Source organism: Chroococcidiopsis cubana SAG 39.79 (assembly GCF_003991895.1).
GTDB classification, from domain to species: domain Bacteria; phylum Cyanobacteriota; class Cyanobacteriia; order Cyanobacteriales; family Chroococcidiopsidaceae; genus Chroococcidiopsis; species Chroococcidiopsis thermalis.
The window spans coordinates 1-26,744 of sequence record NZ_RSCK01000038.1; the positions used below are offsets into that span (position 1 = coordinate 1).

Here is a 26,744-nt window from a genome sequence, read left to right on the forward strand (position 1 = left end):
CGAAATCAAGGCACGAATTACACGAACAATTACAAACTGCTTAAATCACAAGTATTTCAGCTTTTCTTAGTGCCATTCGACTAAAAACCCTTTTTTAAAGCCTAACTTCTGCCCAGGAATGACTACGACACTAGGAGAAATAAACGTAGCTTGATGTCGTTGCAACTTTTGGGCTGTTGCTGCTGCATCTTTCACGACTAGTGTAGTTTGCCAATGCAATAAATCGTTAGGACGAGCATCAGTTGGGAAAGGTCGCCCATCTCTGGGGGTGAGGTATTCGAGAAACTCAATTCCAGGGGAAGCAAGGCGCGATCGCAAATTACTAATATGCAACCTTGCCCCAAATACGTTGTTGAGATGCTCTTGTTCTGTCCCGTAATTTTCACTTTCTCCCGCTAGCCTCATACCCAGGAGATCGCGATAGAATTTCAGGCTAGCTGCGGTGTTAGAAACAACGATCGCGGTGTGGTCAATGCCTAAAAATAGTTGGTTTGTCGGCTGTTGCCATTTTGGATCGCCTTTACCTGGGGGAAAATAAATAGCTTCTAGGTAATGACCATCTGGATCGCGAAAATAGAAGGCACGAATTCCTGCTGCTGCTTTGTTCCAGTCGGGGATGCGTTGCGGGGCAGTGGAGGCGTATTGTACTTTAAACTTGCGTAAGTGTTGGTAAGCTTTATCCATATCGCTAACAGCGATCGCAATATGTTGAAACCAGCGATCGTGACTGCGCGAATCAACTGGAAATGGTTTGCCCTTGGGGGTGAGATACTCAGTTAGCTCGATAAATTCGCTACCTAGCTGCATTCTTACCACGCGCATCCGCACGCCAAACACTCCTTGCAATTGTTCGTATTGAGTTCCCAAAACTTCTACATCAGAGACTTTTTGGAAGGAAAGGACTTGAGAATAAAAATCAATGGAACGATCCATGTCTGCAACTGTCATTCCTACCGATTCTACAGCAGTGATAGCTGACTGAGCTGGCTGAGTTACAGATGTCGAAGCTAGCCGAGCGCTTGGCTGTGGATATACTTGAGTGTGAGTAGTAACAATCGCGACAAATGCACCAACTGCGAACAATATTCTGGCGATTTGAGTTAGTTGCTTAGTCATAACTGTAGTGCTACTTATCAAAGATCGAGGACAACTCTTGCCGTTTTAGGTTTGGAAATGCAGATCAGTACCGCACCCTCATCAATTTCTGCGGTTGGTGCTTCCTGATAAGTCACTTCGCCTGCTTGGATTTTGCACTGACAAGTACCGCAGATACCCGCACGACAACTATAGGCAGGATCGAGATCGTTAGCTTCGGCAAACTCCAGAATCGTTCCTTCAGTCTCGTGCCAAGTTAAGGTTTTGCCCGATTTAGCAAAAACAATTTCTGCTGCTGCAACTTCCTCATCCCCACTTGCAGTAGGAAGTTGTTTCTCGGACTGGCTTTCATCGGTTTACCGAAAGATTCAAACAAGATGGAACTACTAGCTACTCCCGATTCCTGAAGTCCTGCCATCAGAGACTCCATAAAAGCTGGAGAACCACAGAGAAAATACTCAGCTTCTTGCCTTACTAAGCTTTTAACCAGAGCTGCATCTACATAACCGATACCGTGATAATGTCCTTCATCTTCTACTCGCGGACGGCTGTAGCAAAAGTGTACGTGTAGGTTAAGATTCTGCGGCGCGATCGCCAATACTTCATCTCGAAATGCATGAAATCGACCATCTCGCGCCCCATGCAAAAACCAAATTGGTCGGTTGGGATTGAGACGACCACAAGCTTTTACCATACTGAGCATGGGAGTAATTCCCACACCATTGCTAATGAGTACGACTGGTAAAGACTTGTTGAGAGCGAGAACAAATTTACCTTTGGGTGGTTTAGCCGGAACGATCGATCCCTCATGGATGCGATCGTGCATGAAGTTAGACGCAATCCCTGGTGGGACATCTAACCCTTGGGGAGCTGGTTCCCGCTTAATTGAAAGGCGATAGTATTCGCAAGGTTCGGGATAATCTGAGAGCGAATAGGTACGAATAATTGGTTTGGCTTGCCCAGGAATGTCTAGTTTGATGGTTAAAAACTGCCCTGGTTGAAAGCTAGGAATTTCACCGTTATCCTCTGGTTTGAGATAGAACGAGGTGATTTCCTCGCTCTCTTTTACCTTGCGAACGACAACAAAATTGCGCCAGTCTTGCCAAGTTGTGCTAGCAGTTGTGGGTTGAGCGATCGGTGCTTGTGTGCTTACCCTTCCAGCCGCAACTAAACCAACCAAAACGCCGCCACCAGTTCCCAGTAATGAAGCATACACGCTCAATCTAGCTTTGTCTCTAATATTTACTAAACCAACGACTGCACCAGAAACAATAGTTGCGATCGCAAATGCCGCGCTTGCTCCCGTAACACTTCTGAGGACGGGATTTTGAATTTGTCTAAGACTTGCAAGCATCAATTCTCTCCTAGTAGTCACTGGTCACTGGTTACTGGTCACTGGTCACTGGTCACTGGTCACTGGTCACTGGTTACTGGTCACTGGTCACTGGTCACTGGTCACTGGTCACTGGTCACTGGTCACTGGTCACTGGTCACTGGTCACTGGTCACTGTCCCCGATAGCCACAGCGAAAGATGCAGCGTTTGTGATTGTGGTGGTGGAGTTTGGCGCAGCGGACTGCTTTACGCCCTTTGAGGCGCACGTAAAGTTCGGCTGCTAGCAGCATTCCTAACACTGGGGCAGTGAAATAAATCCAAATTGCCGTCCAAGTCTGCGCCCCAATTGCCGAAGCAAGGGTACGGGCGGGATTCATGCTCATACCTGATAATGGTGCTTCTACCGTGATGTAAGTTGCAACTAATAAGCCTGCAAATAGCCCAGTAAATCGAGCTAGTTTTGGGATATTCGATACAAATAGAATCGTCAGCATTATGCCAAAGGAAATTATTAGCTCGGCGCAGAAGGCAACACCTACACCAGTTTCCCCAGGAACAGTGACAACATAATTGACTGCTGGATCGGCGATCGCATCTCTCCATACCACTGCAACTAACCACAGCCCCAACAATCCGCCGACAAATTGCGCCACGATATAGAAGAATGCATCCCATCGTTTAATCTTGCCCAAGCGCCAGAATGTAAATGTAACGACTGGATTGATGTGCGCTCCAGACTGCTTACCCCAAGGGGAATAGACGATCGCGATCGCGGTTAAACCCATTGCTATCCCAATAATGCAACGGCGTAATAACGGGTCGACAATTGTTTGTCGCAGCGGTGAAGCTGGATGCTCCAGTAGGGCTGTCACAACGACAGCAGAAACCATGAAGATCCCAAGTCCCGCAGCTTCCATTAAATATTCGGGATAGTGACGGTAGAGAGCATTCATATTTAGCTAGTCAAAAGTCAAAAGTCAAAAAATAATTAAGCAAGTAAACTGGCTTCTACTGCGTTCGTCTCACAAGATTGGCTAATTTGGAGAACGCTATCCATTGCATCAGTACCCATACGTGCAGCCATTTCAGGGCAGGGCTTATTTGCATGATGAATCGTGGCAACCTCTTCCTGCTGCTTATCCAAACTCACCTGCGTGCGTCCATACCTCAGCACGGTTGACATCCAAATTAGCTCTTGCATAAACCGCTCTAGGCGGCGGGTATAAGTCGGTTTGTCCATTAAATTTCCAGACTCATCAAATAGCGTTTGGACGTTGCTAAAGTTGAGGTCGTAGAAAATTGTCACCAGTCCCAACTCGCGCATCACGGGCAGCAGATTCTGGATGACTCGCGTACCGCCAAACGGTCCAGCAGAAACGCCGCATAGCCCGACAGCTTTGTGAATGTATTCTTTCAGACAAGTATCGAGTACGTGTTTGAGCAAGCCTGGATAGCCGTGGTTGTATTCTGGTGCGACAACAATTAATCCATCTGCTCGCTCCATCAAGGCTGAAAACTGCGGGTCTTTGAGCGATTCACCAGCATCGTTCGTGGCGATTGCGATCGCTCGAACATCAATTAACTCAGTCTCTACACCATCCCTTACCGAAAGTTGCTCGACGATAAATTTAGCAACGTATTCGCTTTGACGACCTTGGCGGGGAGTACCGAGAATGACGGGAATAAATAGAGGTGAGTCTGACATGAATTGATTCTCCTTACTGCTCTTGATAATTCCAAAGCAAGCCACCATCGACAAAGAAAGTGCTACCCGTAACGTAGTCAGCATCGGGGGATGCTAAAAAGGCAACCAAAGAAGCAACATCTTGTGGTTGTCCCAAACGACCGAGGGGAATATTTTTCAACAATGCACCCAACTTTTGGGGGTTGTGCAAGAGCTGGGTATTGATTGGAGTTTCTATTGCGCCAGGTGCTACGTTATTAATTGTGATGCCCAAAGAACCTAGTTCGACTGCTAAGTTGCGAGTTAGCATTTTCATGCCACCCTTACTGGCACAGTACACTGTAAAGTTAGGAAAGGACAGTTCCTCATGCACCGAACTGATGTTAATAATCTTTCCAGATCTTTTAGTTTCGATTAGGTGTTGCACAAAGGCTTGAGTTGCAAAGAAGATTCCCTTCAAATTGACATTCATTACCGCATCGTAATCGGCTTCCGTAACTTCCCAAAATGGAGCGTGTTTTTCAATTCCAGCATTATTGACTAAAATATCTAGCTTGCCAAAATGCTCGATACTTTCGCCAATCAATTGACGTATCTCATGTACGCTACCTAAGTCTGCTTGAATCGTATATCCCTGGGAACTGGGGCATTGAGCCATGAAGCATCTACCACCAGCAGCTTGTACTTTTGCTAAGGTTTCTGCCGCTCCTTCTGGATGCGAGCGATAGTTAATGACAACATCTGCTCCTTCTTGGGCAAGTCGCACCACAATTCCCTGTCCGATTCCTTGACTGCTACCCGTTACCAGGACAACTTTACCTTCAAGTCTCATATAAATTCTCCTTGAATAGATAGCAATTAGTTCTCAAGTGAGTAGCATAAGTAATAATCGATATCGTTCGTGGAAAGACCGAGCGAACTCATGACTAAATACGGATTGTTAAGTCATGCTTGAGCGATTTCATCATACGAAATTGCTCTAAGCAGCTTAAGTTCATTGTTGCTCGATTGACGAAATGATGAATGATAACTCTTTAAAAGTATCAGTTAGTAGAGCTGAGATTTTGGCTAGAAATTTATCATGTTTTTCTCAGTAAAATCTAATTTTTCCAGAATTATGCTGGGGCGAGCGATAGATGCAGGCGTTGGAGCAAGGTGGGTGTGCGCTGATGCACTGTATGGCACTGACCCTCGGCTATGGCAATTTAGTAAATTGTGACCAAACAATTTGGGTAGACAAGAGCCAACACCCTTGTGGATGCAATTATGAGGAGAATAGGAGAGTCTGCGATCGCAATAAAACAACATTTCTAAAACATTTAACGCCTACGATCGATATTAATTTAGCTCTAGAGAAACATCATTATGGCAACTGTATACTTGGTGAGCCTGATAAAACCATTCAAAGAATCTACTTAAACTTTGCTGTTTTCGTTGCACTTCAGCTTTGTTATCAGCGCAACAATCAACTTCCTCTAAAAATACTTTAGTTGCGTGTAAGCATAAATGGCTGGCATCACGTAACTGTTGAAAATCAATTTTCTTTAGCTCTGATTGCCGACTACGAATAGCATTGAAGTAATTGATCCGAACGTCTAGCCAGCTACCTGGTGTAATCTTGTGTACCATTTGCCGCGCTGGATTGCTGAGAAAATCTAATCCCATTGATGCTGCACGTTGATTAGTCATATCAAATGTTTCTAAGTGCCACAAATCTGCTGTTAAGTTGGGAAGCTGGCAGTTAGTTGCTAGTAGTTCGGATTTAGACATAAAAGTTTTCAACCATTCACACAGCAGTGCTAACTCTAAATTAGGAGAAACCGATTGTAATTGTGTTTCTATTCTTTCGACTAAAATATTAGCTTGGTAAATAGACTCAGAAACATATTTTTCAAAAATCTCACGTTCCGAGTTTTCTAATAAATATACGAGCGCGATCGCGGCTGAATACAAATGTTCAATTAAAACTTGACTGCCGACACGTTCGCGGTGTATTTCCAGTAGAACGTAAGAGTAATAGCTTTGAATCATTTTAGAAAATAAACTGACTATAGCTATAGTGTAAGGCTCGGTAGATATGTTAAAAATTGAGGTACTTAAAAGCTGAATATCTTGTAGATAACTATATAAAGTTTGAGCGGTTTGAAAAAAAGCACGACTGAAATTCAGTTCGGTTTTATCAAGTGTATGAATCTGTGGTAAAGTAATTTTTTCTTCTGAATTACTAGAAAAGTTTTGTTGCATTTATCCTCCAAAAAAATCATGAGTTTAAAAGAAACCTTAGTTTCGATGTCACTTGAAGTTGCGATTTCCGATTATTAACTGAGACTGTTGCATCATGCTGCCTTATCTCCTTTTCAAGCTAACTGAGGTTAGCAGAGAGAGTTAAGTATGATTTCTGGTGCTATCACATCTATACTCCGGTCAAATTAAAATCTTGTCAATTCAGTGTTAGTGCCATCATTTGTCAATCTAGTAAAGTTCAGAAAAGTTCTGGAGTTGAGATTCTTTTCTATTAAGAAAGGTTTTTTTTAATAACAAACGTGGTTTGCAATACTGAATTTGCAGTAGCTTTTGTTGTGAATTTAGCCTGTAGTCAGCAAATTAAGTTGCTTGCCTTGTTTGAGAATAAATGAATGCTATTCCTAGTAACTCGCATTAGTGGTTTATTGGTGTAAAGTGATGAGCTACGTCCAGCCTATTTATCGCAACCGAGATGATGTAACGATATCTCCAGCGACCCCAACTAAATTACAGTTTCAACGCCGCGATCGCTTACCAGAAAATCAAGAAGTTTTATGGCAAATTGAATCCGGGGTTGCCCGCAGCATTACTTGGAGTCAGGAAGGTGAGTTGGTTTGCTTGGGCTACTGGGGAGCGGGAGATGTTGTTGGACATGCACTATCACGAGTGCAGCCCTACGAAATCCACTGTCTGACAAATGTAGAAGTCAGTCGCTGGAACCGCAATCAGTGGGCGCAATTAACAGATGCGATCGTTCACCACCAGCAGCAAACAGAAGAACTACTGAGCATCATTCATATCAATCCTATATCTCAAAAATTGTGGCAGCTACTCGTGTGGTTGAGTCAAAAATTTGGTCGTAATGTCGATAACGGGCAGACGCTTGAGCTACCACTCACCCATCAGCAGTTGGCTCAGACGCTAGGTACGAGCCGAGTGACGGTGACTAGAGTTCTCCAGCAGTTAGAAGCAGAGGGAAAAATACGACGGCAGCGGCGGCGACTCGTTGTAACATGAAACACCAAAGAGAGTAAACACGGATAAAACCACCTTCGTTTATGTGACAAAATTATGAGTCATCAAATTGAGCATCAAATCGTCGAGGCAGAAGAAAAGCTCAGGCTAGCAATGCTTCACTCCGATGTGAAAGCATTAGATGAACTGTTGTCGCCTAAATTACTTTTTACAAATCACCTGGGGCATTTGGTAGGAAAAGAGGAAGATCTAGCAGGTCATAAGTCTGGCGCTCTCAAACTCAACTCGCTGTCAGCTTCCGAGCAGCATATTTTGTTAGCAGGTGATGTGGCGATCGTTTCAGTAAAGATGCAATTATCGGGTAGTTATAATGGTACGCCCACAAATGGCGTTTTTCGGTTTACTAGAGTTTGGTCGCAGTCTCAGGATGGGACTTGGCAGATTATAGCTGGGCATTCAGGCATAGTGTCTTAACGCTTTACTGCTCCCTGCTCCCTACTCCCTTGTTGGTCACTTTTCTTACAGTGAATTTTGTGCCACAATTAAGAGTGTTTCTCATTTAACCAAAGGGATATAGCTAGCTAGAGCGTTCAATGTCAAGGCGATCGCTGCAACCTCGACTGTTTGATGATGAAATGATTCTCATTAAATCATGACAATAATTCTTACAGATACAAGCTGGAATGAATTATGGCAAAAAACTTCCGATCGATCGAAGGATTTTGAAACGAGCGATCGGGGAAAAATTCCAAATGTCTGTAATACCTACGATTGGCAAGTAGAGTTACGCAGTGGGTTAACTCTTTCAATACATGAAGTAGAGTTAACTGAAGATATTGTATGGACTAGAGATAGATGGGATGATTCTCAATTCGGCTTGAGCTTTTTTCTCTCAGGAAAGGTGAGGATTGAGCGTTACAGCTTAACTGATGAAACTGATGAATCAGTAGGGAAGTACTATTCAGAATGTAACTGCGATTTTAAAGAGACTGAGTGGTGGAAAGCGGGAGAGAAATTTTCCCGAATTTATTTGAAAATCGAACCGCAGCATTTTTTTCAAAGTTTTGGTGAACAAGAGCTAGAACAGATTCCAATTTACTTGCGCCAAGCCGTAATTGGCGATCGCGTACAACCTTACTACCAACAACGGGAAATTACACAGCAAATGTGGATGGTGTTATCTAACATCCTCAAATGTCCCTATCAAGGCTTAATGAAGCGAATGTATTTGGAAAGCCAGGCGATGGAATTGATTGCATTTCATTTCCAGCAATGTCAGGAACAGGATATAGGCGATCGCCACTTCCCTACCAAGAACTTGAGCGATATTGACAGAATTTATCAAGCTAAAGAAATTTTACTAAAAAACTTAGAAAGTCCACCTTGCTTGATAGATTTAGCAAGGCAAGTAGGACTAAACGAGTTTAAATTGAAGCGGGGGTTTCGGAAAGTTTTTGGGACATCAGCATTTAAATATTTACACGACTATCGACTGGAACAAGCAAGGCAACTTTTAGCATTAGGAGACATGAATGTTGAAGAAGTAGCATTGAAAATAGGTTTTGATAGCCGCAGTTACTTTGCCTCATCTTTCCGCAAAAAATTTGGCTTGAATCCCAAACAATACTTTCAGCATTGCCAAAAATCCCTCTAGCGTTCAAAACAATCCCTCTAGCGTTCAAATTGGAAATACCGATCGCCTATTATACATACACTTCTAGTTTAGTTAGGAAATTTTCCTAATACTATCAGGAGTTACGCAGTCGATCCCCCCAACCCCCTTAAACAGGGGGCTTTATTCCTCCCTTTTTAAGGGAGGAACTAGGAGGGATCGTCGAGGACTGAAACTCAAGTGCGTAACTCCTAACTACCAAACGGTGTGAGGGAATGTAGGTGGAGCGATGAAGGTAGATAAATTGTGTCAAAGTTTGCTGCTAACAAGTGCGATAACCCTAACGGGATGCTTCGCTTACGCGCTTTTGCTCGGCACTCCAGCAAAAGGCGAGGAAATGGGAGCGCAGATTCGAGAAGTTGACAAAAATATTTTACAGCCAAACGAAATTAGACTTCCAACGACAAGCGCTCAAATGTTGGAATCGCCAACACCAACTAACCCACCTGCCGTCCTGCCTAACCAAGAAGGGAAGGGAAGCATTGTATCAATTACGGGAGTTGTGACAAATCCCACCGATAAAGGTGTAGAGATAATTCTACAAACTACTCAGGGTAAAGTGCTTCAGCCTGTAACTCTGGTTTTGGGCAATACGTATATTGCGAATATTCCCAACGCTGTATTAACACTTCCTCAAGGAGAATTTCGCGCCTATAACCCTGCAAGCGGAATTACTCGCGTGGCTGTGACTCAAGCTACCGCTAATAGTATTCGAGTCGCGGTGACGGGGGAAACAGCTTTGCCACAAGTGCAATTATATGACGCTCCAAATCAGGGGTTAATTTTTAGCTTCACACCAGGTACATCTGCTGCTCAGACTCCGCTACCACTGGGTGAAACCCAACCAGGAAAACCAACGGCGCAAACTGACGAGCAGGAAATTGTAGTAACGGGGGAGCAAGATGGCTATCTCGTCCCCGATACCAACGTGGGAACGAGAACCGATACACCTTTGCGAGATATTCCGCAATCAATTCAAATCGTCCCGCAACAGGTGCTAGAGGAACAACAAGTTAACACCTTAAATGAAGCATTCAAAAATGTTCCTGGTGCGACTCAAACCGCTCCTAATTACATCCCTGGATTTGCTGGTTTTACGATTCGAGGATTTTCTGTTGGCGACTTTGGACCAAACGTCACTAGAAACGGATTAAGTGTCAGACTTCCAGCAGGTACAAACGCAATTTTCTCGAACATCGAACGGGTTGAAGTTCTCAGAGGACCTGCTTCAGTTCTATTTGGTGAGGGCGCTCTGGCGGAACAATTAATATTGTCACCAAACAACCCCTGCGCGATCCTTATTATTCGGTTGAAGCCACTATTGGCAGCTATGACCGTTACGGAGGTGCGATCGATTTAACTGGTCCGTTGAATGATTCCAAAACAGCATTGTATCGACTAAATGCCTTTTATGAATCTGCCGACAGTTTTGTCGATTTTAGCGAGTTAGAAACCTCAGCAGTTGCAGGTGCTTTAAAGTTTGAACTTGGCAAAAATACCGAGCTAAAATTTGATTTAGAGTATAGCAAGATAAATCAGAGTTATCCCTCTGGTCTTCCCGCCATAGGAACTGTATTACCCAACCCAAACGGAGAAATTAAGCGCGATCGCAATTTTGCCAGCGAAGATAGTGAATATAGTCCAGAGGTTTTCCGAGTTGGGTACGACCTAGAGCATCGCTTGAGTGAAAACTGGTCGTTGCGAAATGCTTTTTACTATTCCTATCTTTATCAAAAAATTAGAGGTGTCCGTCCTGCTAGCCTCGAACCCGATTTCAGAACTTTACAGCGTGAAGGTGACGATCGCGATTCCAAGGAATATATCTTCGATCTCTTCACAAACGTTGTTGGTAAATTTTCCACAGGCGCGATCGATCATCAGCTGCTATTTGGTGTCGATTTGAGAAAATATAATTCTAGCAGCTTTGCCTTGAGGACTTTCCAAGGAACGCCAATTGACATTTTTAACCCAGTTTACAGTTCCCAAAGACTTGAGGTGATTAACCGCCCTTATGATGATGAAACATCAATCAATTTAATAGGTATTTATCTTCAAGATCAAATAACCTTGGCAGATAATTTTAAATTACTGCTAGGTAGTCGATTTGATGCCTTTGAACAAACTGACGAAGATCTGATCGAAGATACCGAAACATCTCAATCAGGAGATGCGTTTAGTCCGCGTCTGGGTCTAGTCTACCAGCCAATAGAGCCAATTTCGCTCTATGCCAGCTATACTCGGTCGTTTTCCCCCACTATTGGTAGATCTGTTGATGGCGAGCCATTTGAGCCAGGACGCGGTACGCAATATGAAATTGGAGTTAAAGCAGATATAAACGATCGCCTTTCTGCCACACTTGCATTGTACGACTTAACTCGCACTAACGTTACTACTGCTGACCCAGATAATCCTGACTTTGAAATTCAAACAGGGGAGCAAAATAGTCAAGGTGTCGAGCTATTTGTTTCGGGTGAAATTTTACCAGGATGGAACATTATTGGCGGTTATGCCTATACCGATGCACAGATTACACAAGATGAAACGTTTGCAATTGGTAATCGAATTAATAATGTGGCAGAAAGTAGCTTCAATTTATGGACGAGCTATGAAATTCAATCTGGGAATTTGCAAGGATTGGGCTTTGGGATCGGATTTTTCTATGTCGGCGATCGCCAGGGTGACTTAGATAATTCGTTTACGTTACCTAGCTATTTTCGCACTGATGCGGCGATATTTTACAATCGCGGACAGTTTAGGGCATCGCTGAACTTTAATAATTTATTTGATGTAGATTATTTTGAGTCTGCTAATGACGATCTGAGTGTTTTTCCAGGAGAGCCGTTTACCGTGCAAGGAACGGTTTCATGGGAGTTTTGAGTAGTTATTACATTCATGAAATCTCTGCGCCGTCTTATCTGTTTTTTGCTTTTAGGACTCATAGCAGTAACTCTCATTGCTGCTTGCAACACTGCTAGAAATACCCGCGTGACAAATACCCGTTTAACAAATATCCATGTCACAAATGACCAGCTGCAAGTGGGGAATTGCCGAGTCATTGGGCACGAATTTGGCGAAACCTGCGTCCCACTCAAACCACAGCGGATTGTTGCCTTAAACCCTGACACAATCCTCGATCCCCTAATTGCTCTTGGTATCAAACCAATTGGTTACACATCTGATAACGTGGGAGGAAAAGAAATTATTGGTAGCGTATCACTTGATGATGTTGCAGGAGCCACAAATGTTGGGAAGTCAGATCAGCCTTCATTAGAGCAAGTTTTTATGCTCAAACCAGATTTGATTTTAGCAACAAAGTACCATCCATATCCGTTATTATCCGCGATCGCGCCTACCGTTGTAGTGCCTTCTCCAAATTTTGATGTGCCAGCGAATGAAGCTTTCTTTAAGGAAAATCTGCGCTACATTGCGAAAGTTCTTGGCGAAGAAACAAAAGCCGAGAAAATTTTAGATCGATACCAGAAACGAATTGAAGACTTGAAGCAACGCTTGGGAAATCGGTTGTCACAAATCAAAGTTTCCGTAATTTATTATATTCATGGTCTTGTTTATACACCAGCAAAAAACTATGATGCAACTGCTGATGTTCTAATCGATCTGGGGCTACACTATAAACTGCCACCTTCTGGTAAGTCCTTCAGCATTGAAAGCGTCGATGAATACAACACTGACATCCTATTTATTATTAATCTGGAACGAAAGCCACTCAGCTTTTTTCTTCAACATCCTATCTTTAGTCGCCTCAAAGCAGTCAAAAACAATCGAGCTTATCTCGTGCCTTTAGAAAGATGGGATACCAGGGGGATTTTAGGAGCGAATCAAATCTTGGATGACTTGTTTAAATACCTGCCGGAAAATCCATAAAATCTCTGTTTTCTTGAACAATCCAATTAATGTCACAATAACTGAGTCATCGATCGCCTTTATACATTCATTGTTAACACACTTTAAACTATGTCCAAACACGTTCTCTTTGTCTGCAAATCTTGTCACCGTGGCTCTGAAGAACTACCAGAAGGTCAGCCTGCTGATAGCGTTATGTTGCTTGACAAAATCAACGATTTATGCAGTGAAGAATTCTCATCTGATGAATTTGAAATTCAGCCAGTTGGATGTTTATGGGCTTGCTCTCAAGGCTGTGTGGTATCGGTATCTAGTCAAGACAAACCAACATATCTGTTTGTCAATCTTTCACCATAAGAAAGTGCAGCAGCATTAATAGAGTTTATGCAATTATATATATCGCCATCTAATTTGCGATCCAAAAAGCATCCACTTCTACGATTGTTAGGCTACGCCAAAAACTACCGTCCTCAAATCTGGATTGCTGTCACCTGCACAATTCTCAACCAACTCTGCGACCTAGCGCCATCCTATCTAATCGGTGTTGCAGTCGATGTGGTAGTAGAAAAAGAGAATTCTCTGATTGCTCAAATTGGCATAACCAACATCATTGGTCAACTAGCAATACTATCCCTATTAACTCTATTAGTTTGGAGCCTAGAATCACTCTTTGAATTTCTGTACGATCGCCTCTGGCGCAACCTTGCCCAAACCATCCAACACGAATTACGCCTCGATACCTACAGCCATTTACAAGAACTAGAACTGAGCTATTTTGAAGAACGCTCCACCGGAGAACTTCTCTCGATTGTCAACGATGACATCAATCAATTAGAAAGATTTCTCAATTTTGGCGCAGCAGAAATTCTCCAATTTCTCACCGTTGTTTTGGCTGTGGGTGGCTCGTTTATTCTGATTGCTCCTAGTGTGGCTCCTTTCGCAATTCTGCCGATTCCTTTCATTTTTTGGGGTTCATTTGTTTTTCAAAAACAACTCGCTCCCCGCTATGCAGACGTGCGCGAAAAAGCGGGATTCATTAGCAGCCGTTTAGCCAACAATCTCTCAGGAATTGCGACAATTAAAAGCTTTACTACCGAAGACTACGAGCGCAGCCGTGTCCTTGATGAAAGCGATGCTTATCGACGTAGTAACCGTAAGGCAATTGCCCTTTCTGCTGCTTTTTATCCGTTAATTCGCTTCTTGGTTGTGGTGGGTTTTATCGCTACGCTATTTTTTGGTGGTGTAGCTGTAGCAAACAATCGCCTAACCGTAGGAACTTACGGTTTCTTGGTATTCATCGTACAGCTATTACTGTGGCCCTTTGCCTCTTTAAGCCAAATTATGGACGAGTATCAAAGAGCAATGGCTTCGATCCGTAGGGTGATGGGATTGTTAGATACCCCGATCGCGATTGGGGGGGGCGATCGCACCTTACCATTAACAGTAGTACGCGGTGAAGTGCAGATAGAGAATATCGCCTTTGCCTACAAAGAGCGCCACAAGATCTTGAAAAACTTATCGCTGCATATTCCCCCTGGTGCAAATATCGGTATTGTCGGTGCGACGGGTTCGGGGAAAAGTACGCTCGTCAAACTCTTGTTGCGCTTTTACGAAATTCAAAGCGGACGCATTAGGATTGATGGAGTCGATATTCGAGAATTACAACTACAAGAACTACGACGTTGCATCGGTTGGGTAAGCCAGGACGTATTTTTATTTCACGGTACGGTAGCTCAAAACATCGCCTATGGTAACTTAGCAGCTAACGACGAAGAGATCGTCCATGCTGCCAAATTAGCCGAAGCACACGAGTTTATTGTGGAGTTGCCGCAAGGGTACGAGACGATTGTGGGAGAACGGGGACAGAAGCTTTCTGGCGGACAAAGACAGCGAATTGCGATCGCCCGTGCGATTCTCAAAGACCCGCCCATACTGATTTTAGATGAAGCAACGTCTGCGGTAGACAACGAGACTGAAGCCGCAATTCAAAAATCCCTGACCAAGATTACTCAAAACCGTACCACAATTGCGATCGCTCACCGCCTTTCCACAATTCGTCACAGCGATCGGATTTACGTGATGGATCGAGGTGAAATTGTCGAGCAGGGTAAACACGAAGACTTACTAGCACTTAATGGCATTTATGCTAGTCTTTGGCGAGTGCAGTCTGGGATTTGATAACGCTGTCAAGTTCCTTGACTTCTCAGCAGCAAATAGAGATTATTGATATTATTTCTCGTTAGTCTGCACTGCAATCTCCCATTCTCCTATGAGCCTTGAGCTGACCGAACAAGAGGTAGAGAAAATTTGTATGGAAGCCGAGCAGCAGTGTCCGCCAGTAACTTCCATAGATCGCCTGGAAACAATCTACAGCGTACCAACCTTGGTGGGCAGTGGCTACAGTCGGGACATAAAACTGTATCCTAGTTTGGAACTGTGTATTTTCCACGAAACCTATCGCGATCTGACAATAAAGGTACCAGAGAACAGGCATCTGGTGCAGTTTAAGGTGCTTTTATCAGGAGTGGAAGATAGTGGAAACCACGTATTAATCGATGCCAAGCAAAGTTATGTTGGTGGTAGCGGTATTCAACGCCGCCTGAAGGTGTTTTTGCCTCAGTCCCAACCCCAGGTTGGAGTTAATATTCACATACAGTCACACTTACTGAGTCAGTTTTTTGCCACACCAACAGGAGAACTACCCGCAGAACTGCAACCTTTAGTACGCGGCGACGACTGGCAGCAGGTGTTTTCTCCCAAGACTACGGAGGCGATGCGATTAGTAGTGCAGCAGATCGTTGACTGCCCGTTTTGGGGGGCAACCAAGCGGCTCTATTTACAGGGCAAGGTGTTTGAGTTGATGGCGCTACAGCTTAGTAGTATTATGTGCGATCGACAGTCTGCACCAGAGACATCGCTGAAGCCCAGCACGATCGCTCGGATTTATTATGCAGCAGAAATTTTGCGATCGCGCCTAGAACAACCACCCTCACAGACAGAACTGGCGCAGCAAGTAGGAGTGAGCGATCGTACTCTCCGGCGAGGCTTTCAAGCATTATTTGGCACAACTGTGTGGGGCTACCTAACCGAGCAACGGCTGATCCAGGCAGAACAGCTTTTGCGCTGTGGCAACTTGACCGTTGCTGAGGTAGTTCATCGCAGTGGCTACAGTAACCAAGGACACTTTGCTGCTGCCTTCAAACGCAAATTTGGCATGACTCCCAAACAATGCGCGATGGGCAAGAAATTGGCTCAAGAATAGGATTTGCTGAGGTCGCGATTTATTGTCATGATTTGGGCAAAATTACTGAGCTAAAAATGTCCGGTTCGGGATCTATTTCCGGTTTTGAGTAGACACAGCGCGATCGACTTCTCTACACTGCCTTTTACTGCAATCGATAAAAGTTGGCAAGAAGGCGTTTTTTCAGGTGTGAGGAATTGAGATGCGCGTTTGGTGGTTTGCGGATTTAATGCGACTGGGATCGATCCTGGTATCGGGAAGTTTAGTTGGTGCGTTAGCTTTGCCTAGTTGGGCGCAAGTTTCTGCTTACCAAGGAGAGCAAGCCGCAGGGGAAATTGAGGGGAGTGCAAAGCCTCGACTAACAACCAACTCTCAACAAGGCGTTGGCGAAGCCCGCCGAAGGCATCGCCCTGCTACCACTGTTGCAGAATGGCTTGCCCAATCGCCTTCTGCCAACGACTCCCAACTCCCAACTCAGATCGCTGGAGTTCGCTTAAATCCTACCAAAAACGGCATTGAGTTGATTCTAGAGACTACAAGTGGCGAACCATTACAAGTCTTAACTTCTAGTTACGGTCAAACCTTTGTTGCCAATATTCCCAATAGCCAGCTAGCACTACCAGAGGGAAAGATGTTTCGTGCTGACAATCCGGCAGCAGGAATTGCCACCGTGACTGTAACCCAGCCAACTGCTAGCGGGATTCGAGTCAGTGTAATTGGTAAAGCTGGTGTACCTACGACGCGAATAGTCCAGAGCAATCGCGCTTTGGTATTCAATTTATCTGCACCCGTCAATCCTACAGTCGTCCCTCCTACAGTCCAACCGCCACAACTGCCCTTGTCACAGGGGGAAACAGCGCAGCCACAACCCCCTACCAAACCAGAGCAAGTAACACCAGCGCCAGCCACGCCTCAACAGCCAACTAAGCCAGCGCCAGGGGGAGAGGAAATAGAAATTGTGGTAACGGGAGAGCAGGAAGGCTATCGCATCCCCGATGCCAGTATAGGAACCAAAACTGACACGCCCTTGCGCGATATTCCCGCATCAATTCAGATAGTACCGCAACAAGTGCTGCAAGAGCGGCAAGCGCGAAGCATCGCCGATGGATTAGAAAACGTCAGTGGCGTAGCTCCGATTACTGGTCCTGCGGGGACTCGAAATTATTTTACAATCCGAGGCTTCGCTTATAATAACTTCCTTGTCAACGGCATCCCCGACCCACAAATAAGTAGTGATGGTAGCTTTGCCAATATAGAACGGTTAGAGGTATTGAAAGGACCTGCCTCCGTCTTATATGGTGAAACTGGAGAAGGTTCTATCGGCGGTCTTGTTAACTTTGTTACTAAGCAACCGTTGCGCGATCCGTTTTACGAAGTGAGTGTAAGTGCTGCCAGATTTGACGACTATCAAGGGATAATTGATTTCTCTGGACCCCTCAACGATTCCAAAACGGTTCTCTACCGCTTCATCGCTTCCTACCGGAATAGTGAGAGTTTCATTGACTTTAACGAATCTCAAGAGTTTTTCGTCGCTCCTACTTTGAGCTTCAGCCTGGGTCAAAATACTGACCTGATTGTGGAGGGCGATGTCAACGCTATGGAACGAAACGGACAGCAACCCTATGGAGTGCCAGCTGTAGGGACTGTGCTACCGAATCCCAACGGGGAGATCGACCGTAGCTTTAACCCCACAGGACCCCAAACAGATAACCTAACCATCAATGGCAGAGTTGGATATCGCTTGGAGCATCGATTTAATCAAAACTGGAAGCTTCGTAATGCATTCCGATACACATTCTACGATGATGACGATCGCGATGGCGCACCTAGTTTCTCTGGCGAAAGCCTAGCTGAAGATAACCGTACGCTCAATCGAGCTGCTAGTGTTGGTAGCCAGTTTTATGATTTCTACTACCTCAGTACCGACCTACTTGGCGAGTTCCGCACTGGTTCGATTGACCATCAACTCCTGTTTGGCTTCAGTTTGAGTCGAAATGAAATCGAGCTTACCTTTGAACAAGATAGTCCTGCCGCTCCGGTGGATATCTTCAATCCAGTTTTCGATCAAACCTTTGTTCGTTCCGGTATTCTTGAAACTGACAGTTTGACAACTAGAGATACGCTCGGTATTTATCTCCAAGATCAAATTGCACTGGCAGAAAATCTGAAACTTTTGCTAGGCGGACGGGTCGATTTCTTTGAGGAACGCGCCCTAGATCGACTTGCAGACGAGGAAACAACGCAATCAGATACAGCATTTAGTCCGCGTGTGGGGATTGTCTATCAACCGATCCCAGCGATTTCGCTCTATGGCAGTTTTACTCGCTCTTTTTCGCCAAGTATTGGTGTATCTGCTAGCGGCGACCCATTTGTGCCAGAGCGCGGCAAGCAGTATGAGGTGGGCATTAAAGCAGATGTCAACGACCGACTTTCGGCAACCCTTGCCCTCTACGATTTGACCCGCTCTAATGTCACGTCAACAGATCCAGAAGATCCTGACTTTTCGATTCAAACTGGAGAGCAGAACAGTCAAGGCATTGAATTGGATGTTAGGGGCGAAATTCTACCTGGATGGAACATTATTGGCGGTTATGCCTACACTGATGCCAAAGTCACTGAAGACACTGAGATTCCCGTTGGTAATCGGTTATATTTAGCGCCCGAACACATGTTTAATCTCTGGACATCATACAAAATCCAAACAGGGAGTTTGCAAGGTCTGGGGTTTGGTTTAGGCTTCTCCTATATTGGGGAGCGACCTGGGGATCTAGAAAATTCCTTCGATCTACCCAGTTACTTCCGCACCGATGCTGCTATTTTCTACGAACGGGATGCATTCCGTGCCGCACTCAACTTCCGCAATCTTTTTGATGTGGAATACTATTCAGGTGCTTATTCTATAGATAGAGTTTTTCGAGGCGACCCTTTCACCGTCCAAGGAACGGTTTCTTGGCAGTTTTGAGCGATCGCTAGATTCATGAAAATCTGTTTACGCCGCTTTGCCTATCTAGTATTTTTGGGAATCTCGATGGTAACATTGGTTTCGGCTTGTAATATAGTTCACGATCCTAATATTGCTAGCGATAAACAGCCTGTTGAGAATTGCCGAACCGTGCAACATATCATGGGTAGCAGCTGCATTCCTCGCCATCCTCAACAGGTAGTAACTCTTAATAGTTTTGAAAATACTTGGGCGTTAGGTATCCGTCCTATTGCATCGGCTTATGTTACGGGCTTTCCTATACCAAAATATCTTCAAGGTAAGGTAAATCGAGTAGAATCTGTTGGCGATTATTCTAGCCCGAGTGTAGAAAAGATTTTGAGACTTAAGCCAGACTTAATCATTTCTGGTTCCCAGTTGAAAGGGATTTACAAACAGTTGTCTTATATTGCCCCTACAGTAGTACTCAATACCCCCTTTCCTTCACCCCCCTGGCAGGAGAGCTTAGAGGAACTTGCTACTGTTTTGGGCAAAGAAGAAGTGAGCCAGCAATTCATAGATAAATATTGGCAACGGGTGGAAAAACTGAAGCAAGCTTTGGGCGATCGCCGTAAAACTATGGTGGTATCTATTGCCAATACATCTTCAGAATATGGCATTTGGTCTTATGGAAAAAAGCATTTCTCTGGGTCAGTATTGAAGGATATTGGTCTGCAACGTCCCAGCTCGCAGAGAGGGGATTTCTTCTATATTGAAAATATATCCAAGGAAAAAATATCAGATCTTGATGGAGATGTTCTTTTTTTTGCATCTTGGGAAAGAGAAGACGATAAGAAAACATTAGATAAGCTCAAACAAAGTCCTTTATGGTCACAACTCGAAGTCGTTCAAAAAAATAAAGTTTATCTTGTCGGCACACACTGGCATAGCTCAGATATTTACGCAATTAATGCTATCCTCGACGATCTAGAAAAGTACCTCGTCAACACACCTTAAACTATGCCCGACGATCGCACTCTGTTTGTCTGCAAATAGAAGCGATCGCGCTTTTAATTCTTCTACTTTTAACCCACTGCATAATCACTCATTTCACGCATAAAAGGGGGATAAAAACCTAACACAATATCTTGCTTTGGCACGCCTAAATTTACTAAATCATCTGCAATATCATGCTCCGTTGAGTTGTAGAGAATCCAGATTTTCTCATTCCGAATATCGAGATGCATTACACAATGATGTACCCACCGCTTATGATGCCAACCCAAATGCACAATTTGATAATGATTTCTCTGGGTATCAAAAATAGTTTCAACTTCAAGCTCGCCGTAAGCAGGCTTACTTTGGGCATAGCCCGTTAGTAGTTGCTGCACAATTTGTTGATAATGCGTTAATTTATCTGTCAATTTTTCCATAGGACGAGCTGCTCCATTTGAATATCGTAAACAATCAGTTTCACATGATTTTCTTGCAGCATTGAAACTGGAAAATCAAGTTGAAAGAAGCTGTTATAGATAAAATCGGGTACGGCTAAATAGAGAACGCGATCGGGATCTTCACGACGCAGTGCTGCTCGATAGTTAATAAACTGCCCCAGTGCTGTATGAAACTCTGAAATTGCCGATGCACTAGCTAGAAAACTTTTGACTTCAACCGCAATCTTTTCACTTCCTCGCTCCGCTGCGAGTAATCGTTCTGCTCCTAAGTCGATTTCCATCTCTACACTGCCTACTTTAATCTGAAGCGGATCGTGAGTCACATTCCACCCATCCTTAACAAGAGCCGTCTTAACAACTTGATGAAAACGCTCTTTGGCAGCCACGACAAACGATCGAACTTAAAATTTCCTCTTTTAACCTATCACAGAGGTTTCAAACAACACGACGATTCGTTACAGTCATTGCATTTACGTGATGTATCAAGGCGATCGAGCAAGAATCACAAAGACTTACTAGCACGGAATGGCATTTATGCTAGTCTTTGGCAGGTGCAGCCTGGAAGTAGTTGACGCTCTTTGTGTCATTTATCTGTACAATTATTGTCAATAGTTGGCAATTAGCGTTCAAATTCTAGCTCGATAAGTCAAACTACGCATTCCCAATGACAAAAATTGACAATGTCAAAAGCGATCGCCAGCTCACCTAAAGGAGCGAACAAGCCCAAACTATCGCCCTTAGTTGGTCTAATCGTCGGGCTAGCAATCCTGCTCGTTTGCTTTTTGTACAGCATCAGTTTAGGCGCAGCAGAAATACCTCTAGCTCAGATTTTGGCATCTTTTACTGCCTTTGATGGCTCCTACAATCATTTAATCGTCCAGACTGTCAGATTACCGCGATCGCTCATTGCTCTACTTGTCGGTTCTTCCCTAGCAGTAGCGGGAGCGTTAATGCAAGGCTTGACGCGCAACCCTTTGGCAGATCCAGGAATTTTAGGGATTGAGTCGGGAGCAGCACTAGCTGTAGTGGCGACAATTTTTCTGCTTGGCAGTTCTAGCTTGAGCGTTTTAACTCTTGCTGCCATGCTAGGTGCAGCAGTCACGGCAATTTTAGTCTACTTTCTCGGTTCTCTAGGACGGGGAGGAGCTACGCCACTGAATCTCACTGTAGCAGGTGCGGCGCTGACGGCTTTGATTTCTTCTCTGACTACGGCAATCTTAATTGTCAGCCAACAAACCCTAGAAGAAATTAGATTTTGGCTAGCTGGTTCGCTGGCAGGACGCGATACTGAGATTCTATGGCAAGTATTACCTTTTCTTGGAGTGGGTTTAATCGTCGCATTTGCTTTGGGTAGACAAATTACGACAATGAGCCTGGGTGAAGATGTGGCAAAAGGCTTAGGTCAACAGACTGCTTGGGTCAAGATTGTTACGGCGATCGGCGTGGTTTTACTGGCAGGAAGCTCGGTGGCGCTAGCCGGACCAATTGGCTTTATCGGCTTAGTCGTTCCTCACATGGTGAGATTTTTTATTCCCACCGATTACCGTTGGATTTTACTTTATGCAGCAGTTGCAGGGGCAACTTTACTCTTGGTTGCAGATGTAGCAGCGCGTGTCTTACTCAAGCCGCAAGAATTACCTGTAGGGGTGATGACAGCAGTAGTTGGCGCTCCCTTTTTTGTCTACTTGGCTAAGTCAAAGGTGAAAAAATGAAGTTGGATTGGCTAGTCATCCGCTCGCAGTCGCTCTCCTTTCGACTCGATCGCCGCGTTCCACCAGTGCTACTGTGTTTAGGGGCGATCGCCTTGGTGGGGATGGTGATAAATGTAGGACGGGGTGAATATCCGATCGCGCCGTTAGATATCGTTAAAACTCTGTTGGGTTTGGATACGGGAAACCCAGACCATAATTTCGTCATTAACGTCCTACGTCTACCCCGCACGCTGGTTGCTTTGATGGTAGGTGTAGCATTTGCCATTTCCGGCACGATCTTTCAAAGTTTGACCCGCAATCCTTTGGCTGACCCTAGTATTATTGGCATCAATGCAGGGGCAAGTCTGGCAGCCGTGACGGTTATTGTCCTATTTCCGGCAGCACCCATTTACACCTTGCCCTTATCAGCTTTTGCCGGTGCTTTACTAATGGCTGTTTTAATTTACTCGCTGGCTTGGAACAACGGTAGTTCGCCGATTCTGTTAATTTTAATCGGCGCTGGTTTATCGGCGATCGCTGGTGCTTTTACTAGTTTGCTGATTACCTTCGGGCAAATTGATGACGTGAGTAGTGCTTTAGTTTGGTTGGCTGGCAGCGTCTACGGACGAACTTGGGAACAAGTCTTTTCTTTCTTACCCTGGTTAATTATTTTCGTACCGCTAGCGTTGACAAATTCCAGACATTTGAATGCATTGAACTTGGGAGATGATGTTGCCAAAGGTTTAGGTAGTCGCGTGGAATGGCAGCGCGGAATGCTGGTGTTAGTCGGTGTAGCCTTAGCGGGTGCAGGAGTCGCCACTGCTGGCACGATTGGCTTTGTTGGTTTAATCGCACCTCATTTAGGTAGACAGTTGGTAGGGACAAACCATCAAGGGTTAATTCCAACTGCGGCATTGTTAGGAGGAGCGATCGTCATTTTGGCAGATTTGCTCGGACGAACTTTGTTTGCACCGCTCGAACTGCCTTGTGGAGTGGTGACTGCGGCTGTTGGCGCTCCTTATTTTCTCTATTTATTAATTCGCCATCGGCAAAAATAAAGCTGATGAAAGGCAGGAGTTACGCATTTGGTGCGGCACTCACCGCTCACCATAAGGCGGTGAGTGCCGCACCAAAGAAAGACACTGATATGAGTTGATACTTACCTCAATTCATACCTCATATTATGCAACGCCGAAATTTTTCTCCCCTTGACTCTCTAGTTAACTAGAGAATTCACAATAGATTTAGTCACGTTATGGAGTTGAGCAAATGTTAATCCAGCTCAAAGTTCCCAAACTCGCTTGCGCTGCTTGTGTCGATACTGTAACTCAAGCAGTGAAGAAGGTGGATGCAACGGCAAAAGTAGAAGCCGATCCGAAAACAAAAATGGTTAGTATCGAGACGCAGCGATCGGCGGCAGAAATTGAAAATGCGATCGCTGCTGTAGGCTATCCTGCGGCTTAAGCAGCAATTGGTTACCAATAAAAAGTAATCGCCATATGGATAACATCACGCTGAAACTAAAAGGCATGAGTTGTGCCTCTTGTGCTAACAACATTGAAGCCGCGATTCGCTCTGTTCCTGGGGTGAGTCATGCCAGCGTTAATTTTGGTGCAGAACAAGCTACAGTTACTTACGATCCTGACAAAACAGATGTGGCGACACTGCAAAATGCGGTTGACGCAGCCGGATATTCCGCTCAGCCGATGCAAGAAGATGTGTTGGCAGCAGATGACGATGCCGAACGTCGGACGCGGCAGGTAGAAAATCGCGACTTGACTCGTAAGGTTTGGATTAGCGGGATTATTAGTGCAGTGCTGGTCATTGGGTCGTTGCCTGCTATGACGGGGTTATCTATCCCCTTCATCCCCATGTGGCTGCACAATCCCTGGCTGCAACTGATCCTCACGGCTCCAGTGCAGTTCTGGTGTGGTGCATCCTTTTATGTCAATGCCTGGAAAGCTTTCAAGCGCCATACAGCCACGATGGATACTCTAGTGGCGATCGGTACGGGTGCGGCTTACTTATATTCCCTGTTTCCCACCTTCTTTCCTGGGTGGTTTATCGCTCAGGGTTTGAACCCAGACGTTTACTACGAAGCCGCCGCTGTCATCATTACCTTAATCTTGCTGGGAAAACTTCTAGAGAATCGCGCTAAGGGACAAACTTCAGAAGCAATTCGCAAACTAATTGGCTTACAGGCAAAAACAGCGCGTGTCATTCGCAACGATCGCGAGGTAGATATTCCGATTGCCCAAGTCATAGTGGGGGATATCATCCTAGTTCGTCCTGGGGAAAAGATTCCCGTGGATGGAGAAATCGTTGATGGCTCCTCCACGATTGATGAGTCAATGGTGACGGGTGAAAGCTTGCCTGTGAAAAAGCAGCCTGGAGATGAAGCGATTGGGGCTACGATCAATAAAACTGGCAGCTTTAAATTTCGGGCGACACGAGTTGGTAAAGATACATTTTTGGCGCAAATTGTCAAGCTCGTACAGCAAGCTCAGGGTTCTAAAGCACCGATTCAACGGTTGGCAGACCAAGTGACGGGATGGTTTGTACCTGCGGTCATCGCGATCGCGATCGCTACCTTTGTCATCTGGTTTAACATCATGGGTAACCTGACGATGGCATTGATTACCACCGTTGGAGTGTTGATTATCGCCTGCCCCTGCGCTTTGGGTTTAGCTACACCAACCTCAATTATGGTAGGAACAGGTAAAGGTGCGGAAAATGGCATTCTGATTAAAGGTGCAGAAAGCCTGGAACTAGCGCACAAACTGCAAGCGATCGTGCTTGACAAAACGGGTACGATTACGCAAGGTAAGCCAACTGTCACCGATTTTGTCACGGTGAACGGTACGGCACATAGCAACGAGCTAAAACTCTTGCGCCTAGCTGCTGCTGTCGAACGCAATTCAGAACATCCTTTGGCTGAAGCGGTGGTGCAATACGCCTCTTCTCAAGGAGTAGAATTGACTGACGCACGAGAATTTGCAGCGGTTGCAGGTAGTGGCGTGCAAGGATACGTAGGCGATCGCCTCGTACAAATTGGCACGCAGCGCTGGATGCAAGAATTGGGAATTAACACTAGCCAATTACAGCCACAGTGGGATCGACTGGAGTATCTCGGTAAAACAGTCATTTGGATTGCTGTAGACGGCACAGTCCAAGCCATTATGGGAATTGCGGATGCCGTCAAACCATCTTCTGCTGCTGCTGTACGCACTATGCAACAGATGGGATTAGAGGTAATAATGCTGACTGGTGACAACCGCCGCACGGCGGAAGTTATTGCGCGGGAAGTCGGGATTAACCGAGTCATGGCAGAAGTTCGTCCCGATCGAAAGGCTGAGGTTGTTAAGTCTCTGCAATTAGAGCAGCAGGGGAGCAAAAAACGATTCACGACTCCCAAAATTGTCGCAATGGTTGGCGATGGGATTAACGATGCACCAGCCTTGGCGCAGGCGGATGTGGGAATTGCTATTGGTACGGGAACGGATGTGGCGATCGCCGCTAGCGATATTACGTTGATTTCCGGCGACTTACAAGGTATTGTGACGGCAATTCAACTCTCGCGTGCCACGATTCGTAATATCAGACAAAATCTGTTTTTTGCTTTCATCTACAACGTGGCTGGCATTCCAATCGCCGCAGGTATTCTCTTTCCTTTCTTTGGTTGGTTGCTCAGTCCGATTATTGCAGGTGCGGCAATGGCATTTAGTTCTGTTTCAGTGGTGACAAATGCACTGCGTCTGCGTAACTTCCATCCGAAAACTGGGCGCTAAATTCATGATGCTGAAGAAAGTGACATTCTTTGCGGACGTTATACCATTTCACTCAAGCTATGTTAGAGACGATTTTCTATAGCCCCCCTTGAAAAGGGGGGTTGGGGGGATCTTTCTGCCGTAGTTAAAAAGTCAATTGGTATTAGCAGGATTTAGATTTTTGTTAGGAGCCAGGAGCAGTTGTATAGGAGGTTTTCAATGGTAAGCAAAACTGCGATCGTAGGTGGTATTGCGAGTATAGGATTGGCATTAGGCATTGCTTCGGGACAAGCAGTGGCACAAATGTCTCATGAAGGGATGCAACGCTCCGAAATAGAGCAGAAGGGTCAGTTCCACCGGATCGAACAACCGCTATGGTTGAAAGGAGCCGTTACAGTTAGTGGTTTGGGATTAATTGGACTAGAACTGTGGTGGTTTTTGCTCAGCAAGCCTAAGTCACACAAAGCCAAGACGAGTCAAGGAATTCAGGCAGTCGAGATTGCTGTTGATGGTGGGTACGAACCCAGTCGAGTTGTGGTAAAAGCAGGTCAAAGAGTCCGACTCAACTTCCACCGTACAGATCCTAGCAGTTGCCTCGAAGAAATCCGATTTCCTGACTTTCATATCGCCCAGAATCTCCCCCTCAACCAAGTCACACCCATCGAGTTTACGCCGGACAAACCAGGGACTTATACTTTCACCTGTGGCATGAATATGTTTCGAGGAGTCATCGAAGTTCAACCTGCCGATTCTACTTTTGTTGCCAGCTTAACGCCTGTTGCCCCATCTACTACTGTCAAATAACT

General features: G+C 45.1%; 25 protein-coding genes. 16 read left to right on the forward strand and 9 right to left on the reverse strand.

The genetic code is table 11. The features are described from left to right. Positions 1–66: 66 nt before the first annotated feature. From DSM107010_RS20575 to DSM107010_RS20605, 7 genes are all read right to left on the reverse strand, one after another. A complete protein-coding gene (locus DSM107010_RS20575) occupies positions 67–1,116 on the reverse strand; it encodes a VOC family protein (protein WP_127023788.1) in 1,050 nt (349 codons plus the stop codon). 17 nt (positions 1,117–1,133) lie between these two features. Continuing rightward, the gene (locus DSM107010_RS39885; RefSeq protein ID WP_199755670.1) at positions 1,134–1,382 is read right to left on the reverse strand and encodes a 2Fe-2S iron-sulfur cluster-binding protein; all 249 of its coding nucleotides are present in this window, start codon (positions 1,380–1,382) and stop codon (positions 1,134–1,136) included. Continuing rightward, entirely contained in the window at positions 1,352–2,470 is a 1,119-nt protein-coding gene (locus DSM107010_RS20580) for an FAD-binding oxidoreductase (RefSeq protein ID WP_199755666.1), read from the reverse strand. The genes DSM107010_RS39885 and DSM107010_RS20580 overlap by 31 nt, the downstream gene beginning before the upstream one ends. Positions 2,471–2,599: 129 nt before the next feature. Next, positions 2,600–3,382, reverse strand: a complete 783-nt coding sequence (locus DSM107010_RS20590) for an MIP/aquaporin family protein (protein ID WP_106166847.1) — start codon at positions 3,380–3,382, stop codon at positions 2,600–2,602. Positions 3,383–3,417: 35 nt separating this feature from the next. Continuing rightward, complete coding sequence (locus tag DSM107010_RS20595) at positions 3,418–4,134, reverse strand: NADPH-dependent FMN reductase (RefSeq protein ID WP_015155609.1); 717 nt, start codon at positions 4,132–4,134, stop codon at positions 3,418–3,420. A gap of 13 nt (positions 4,135–4,147) precedes the next feature. Next, complete coding sequence (locus DSM107010_RS20600; protein WP_106166846.1) at positions 4,148–4,945, reverse strand: SDR family NAD(P)-dependent oxidoreductase; 798 nt, start codon at positions 4,943–4,945, stop codon at positions 4,148–4,150. A gap of 506 nt (positions 4,946–5,451) precedes the next feature. Next, positions 5,452–6,357, reverse strand: coding sequence for a hypothetical protein (locus DSM107010_RS20605; protein ID WP_106166845.1), 906 nt, complete (start codon positions 6,355–6,357; stop codon positions 5,452–5,454). Between the two features lie 438 nt (positions 6,358–6,795). Between DSM107010_RS20605 and DSM107010_RS20610 the strand changes: the two genes are divergently transcribed. From DSM107010_RS20610 to DSM107010_RS20655, 11 genes are all read left to right on the forward strand, one after another. Continuing rightward, positions 6,796–7,374: a Crp/Fnr family transcriptional regulator gene (locus DSM107010_RS20610; RefSeq protein WP_106166844.1), complete on the forward strand. Its 579-nt coding sequence runs from the start codon at positions 6,796–6,798 to the stop codon at positions 7,372–7,374. A 54-nt stretch (positions 7,375–7,428) separates the two neighbouring features. Further along, complete coding sequence (locus DSM107010_RS20615; RefSeq protein ID WP_106166843.1) at positions 7,429–7,806, forward strand: nuclear transport factor 2 family protein; 378 nt, start codon at positions 7,429–7,431, stop codon at positions 7,804–7,806. A gap of 178 nt (positions 7,807–7,984) precedes the next feature. Then, the gene (locus DSM107010_RS20620; RefSeq protein ID WP_106166842.1) at positions 7,985–8,986 is read left to right on the forward strand and encodes a helix-turn-helix transcriptional regulator; all 1,002 of its coding nucleotides are present in this window, start codon (positions 7,985–7,987) and stop codon (positions 8,984–8,986) included. Positions 8,987–9,233: 247 nt separating this feature from the next. After that, positions 9,234–10,364 (forward strand): TonB-dependent receptor plug domain-containing protein, encoded by a 1,131-nt coding sequence (locus tag DSM107010_RS41425; protein ID WP_241994286.1) that lies wholly within the window; start codon positions 9,234–9,236, stop codon positions 10,362–10,364. Next, positions 10,292–11,881: a TonB-dependent siderophore receptor gene (locus tag DSM107010_RS41430; RefSeq protein WP_241994290.1), complete on the forward strand. Its 1,590-nt coding sequence runs from the start codon at positions 10,292–10,294 to the stop codon at positions 11,879–11,881. The genes DSM107010_RS41425 and DSM107010_RS41430 overlap by 73 nt, the downstream gene beginning before the upstream one ends. A gap of 15 nt (positions 11,882–11,896) precedes the next feature. Continuing rightward, on the forward strand, positions 11,897–12,886 hold the full coding sequence (locus DSM107010_RS20630) for an iron-siderophore ABC transporter substrate-binding protein (RefSeq protein WP_106166841.1): 990 nt from the start codon (positions 11,897–11,899) through the stop codon (positions 12,884–12,886). A 90-nt stretch (positions 12,887–12,976) separates the two neighbouring features. After that, complete coding sequence (locus tag DSM107010_RS20635) at positions 12,977–13,222, forward strand: DUF1636 family protein (RefSeq protein ID WP_106166840.1); 246 nt, start codon at positions 12,977–12,979, stop codon at positions 13,220–13,222. Positions 13,223–13,249: 27 nt separating this feature from the next. Then, a complete protein-coding gene (locus DSM107010_RS20640) occupies positions 13,250–15,043 on the forward strand; it encodes an ABC transporter ATP-binding protein (protein WP_106166839.1) in 1,794 nt (597 codons plus the stop codon). Between the two features lie 91 nt (positions 15,044–15,134). Beyond that, positions 15,135–16,127 (forward strand): helix-turn-helix transcriptional regulator, encoded by a 993-nt coding sequence (locus DSM107010_RS20645; protein WP_015155622.1) that lies wholly within the window; start codon positions 15,135–15,137, stop codon positions 16,125–16,127. Positions 16,128–16,308: 181 nt separating this feature from the next. Then, complete coding sequence (locus DSM107010_RS20650; RefSeq protein ID WP_127023794.1) at positions 16,309–19,068, forward strand: TonB-dependent siderophore receptor; 2,760 nt, start codon at positions 16,309–16,311, stop codon at positions 19,066–19,068. A gap of 15 nt (positions 19,069–19,083) precedes the next feature. Next, positions 19,084–20,043, forward strand: coding sequence for an iron-siderophore ABC transporter substrate-binding protein (locus DSM107010_RS20655; protein ID WP_106166837.1), 960 nt, complete (start codon positions 19,084–19,086; stop codon positions 20,041–20,043). Between the two features lie 68 nt (positions 20,044–20,111). Here DSM107010_RS20655 and DSM107010_RS20660 read toward each other — a convergent pair whose 3' ends face one another. Both DSM107010_RS20660 and DSM107010_RS20665 read right to left on the reverse strand, forming a co-directional pair. Continuing rightward, positions 20,112–20,459: a XisI protein gene (locus tag DSM107010_RS20660; RefSeq protein ID WP_106166836.1), complete on the reverse strand. Its 348-nt coding sequence runs from the start codon at positions 20,457–20,459 to the stop codon at positions 20,112–20,114. After that, complete coding sequence (locus DSM107010_RS20665; protein WP_015155626.1) at positions 20,447–20,866, reverse strand: XisH family protein; 420 nt, start codon at positions 20,864–20,866, stop codon at positions 20,447–20,449. The genes DSM107010_RS20660 and DSM107010_RS20665 overlap by 13 nt, the downstream gene beginning before the upstream one ends. Before the next feature lie 294 nt (positions 20,867–21,160). Between DSM107010_RS20665 and DSM107010_RS20670 the strand changes: the two genes are divergently transcribed. The 5 genes from DSM107010_RS20670 (at position 21,161) to DSM107010_RS20690 (ending at position 26,742) form a co-directional block, all read left to right on the forward strand. Then, entirely contained in the window at positions 21,161–22,192 is a 1,032-nt protein-coding gene (locus DSM107010_RS20670) for a FecCD family ABC transporter permease (protein WP_127023820.1), read from the forward strand. After that, positions 22,189–23,229 carry a FecCD family ABC transporter permease gene (locus DSM107010_RS20675; RefSeq protein WP_127023797.1) on the forward strand — a complete coding sequence of 347 codons (1,041 nt, stop codon included), beginning with the start codon at positions 22,189–22,191 and terminating at the stop codon, positions 23,227–23,229. The genes DSM107010_RS20670 and DSM107010_RS20675 overlap by 4 nt, the downstream gene beginning before the upstream one ends. Before the next feature lie 211 nt (positions 23,230–23,440). Next, the gene (locus DSM107010_RS20680; protein ID WP_015155687.1) at positions 23,441–23,635 is read left to right on the forward strand and encodes a heavy-metal-associated domain-containing protein; all 195 of its coding nucleotides are present in this window, start codon (positions 23,441–23,443) and stop codon (positions 23,633–23,635) included. Between the two features lie 35 nt (positions 23,636–23,670). Then, positions 23,671–25,959, forward strand: a complete 2,289-nt coding sequence (locus DSM107010_RS20685) for a heavy metal translocating P-type ATPase (RefSeq protein ID WP_106169190.1) — start codon at positions 23,671–23,673, stop codon at positions 25,957–25,959. A 198-nt stretch (positions 25,960–26,157) separates the two neighbouring features. Then, complete coding sequence (locus DSM107010_RS20690; protein WP_015155685.1) at positions 26,158–26,742, forward strand: cupredoxin domain-containing protein; 585 nt, start codon at positions 26,158–26,160, stop codon at positions 26,740–26,742. Positions 26,743–26,744 lie beyond the last annotated feature (2 nt).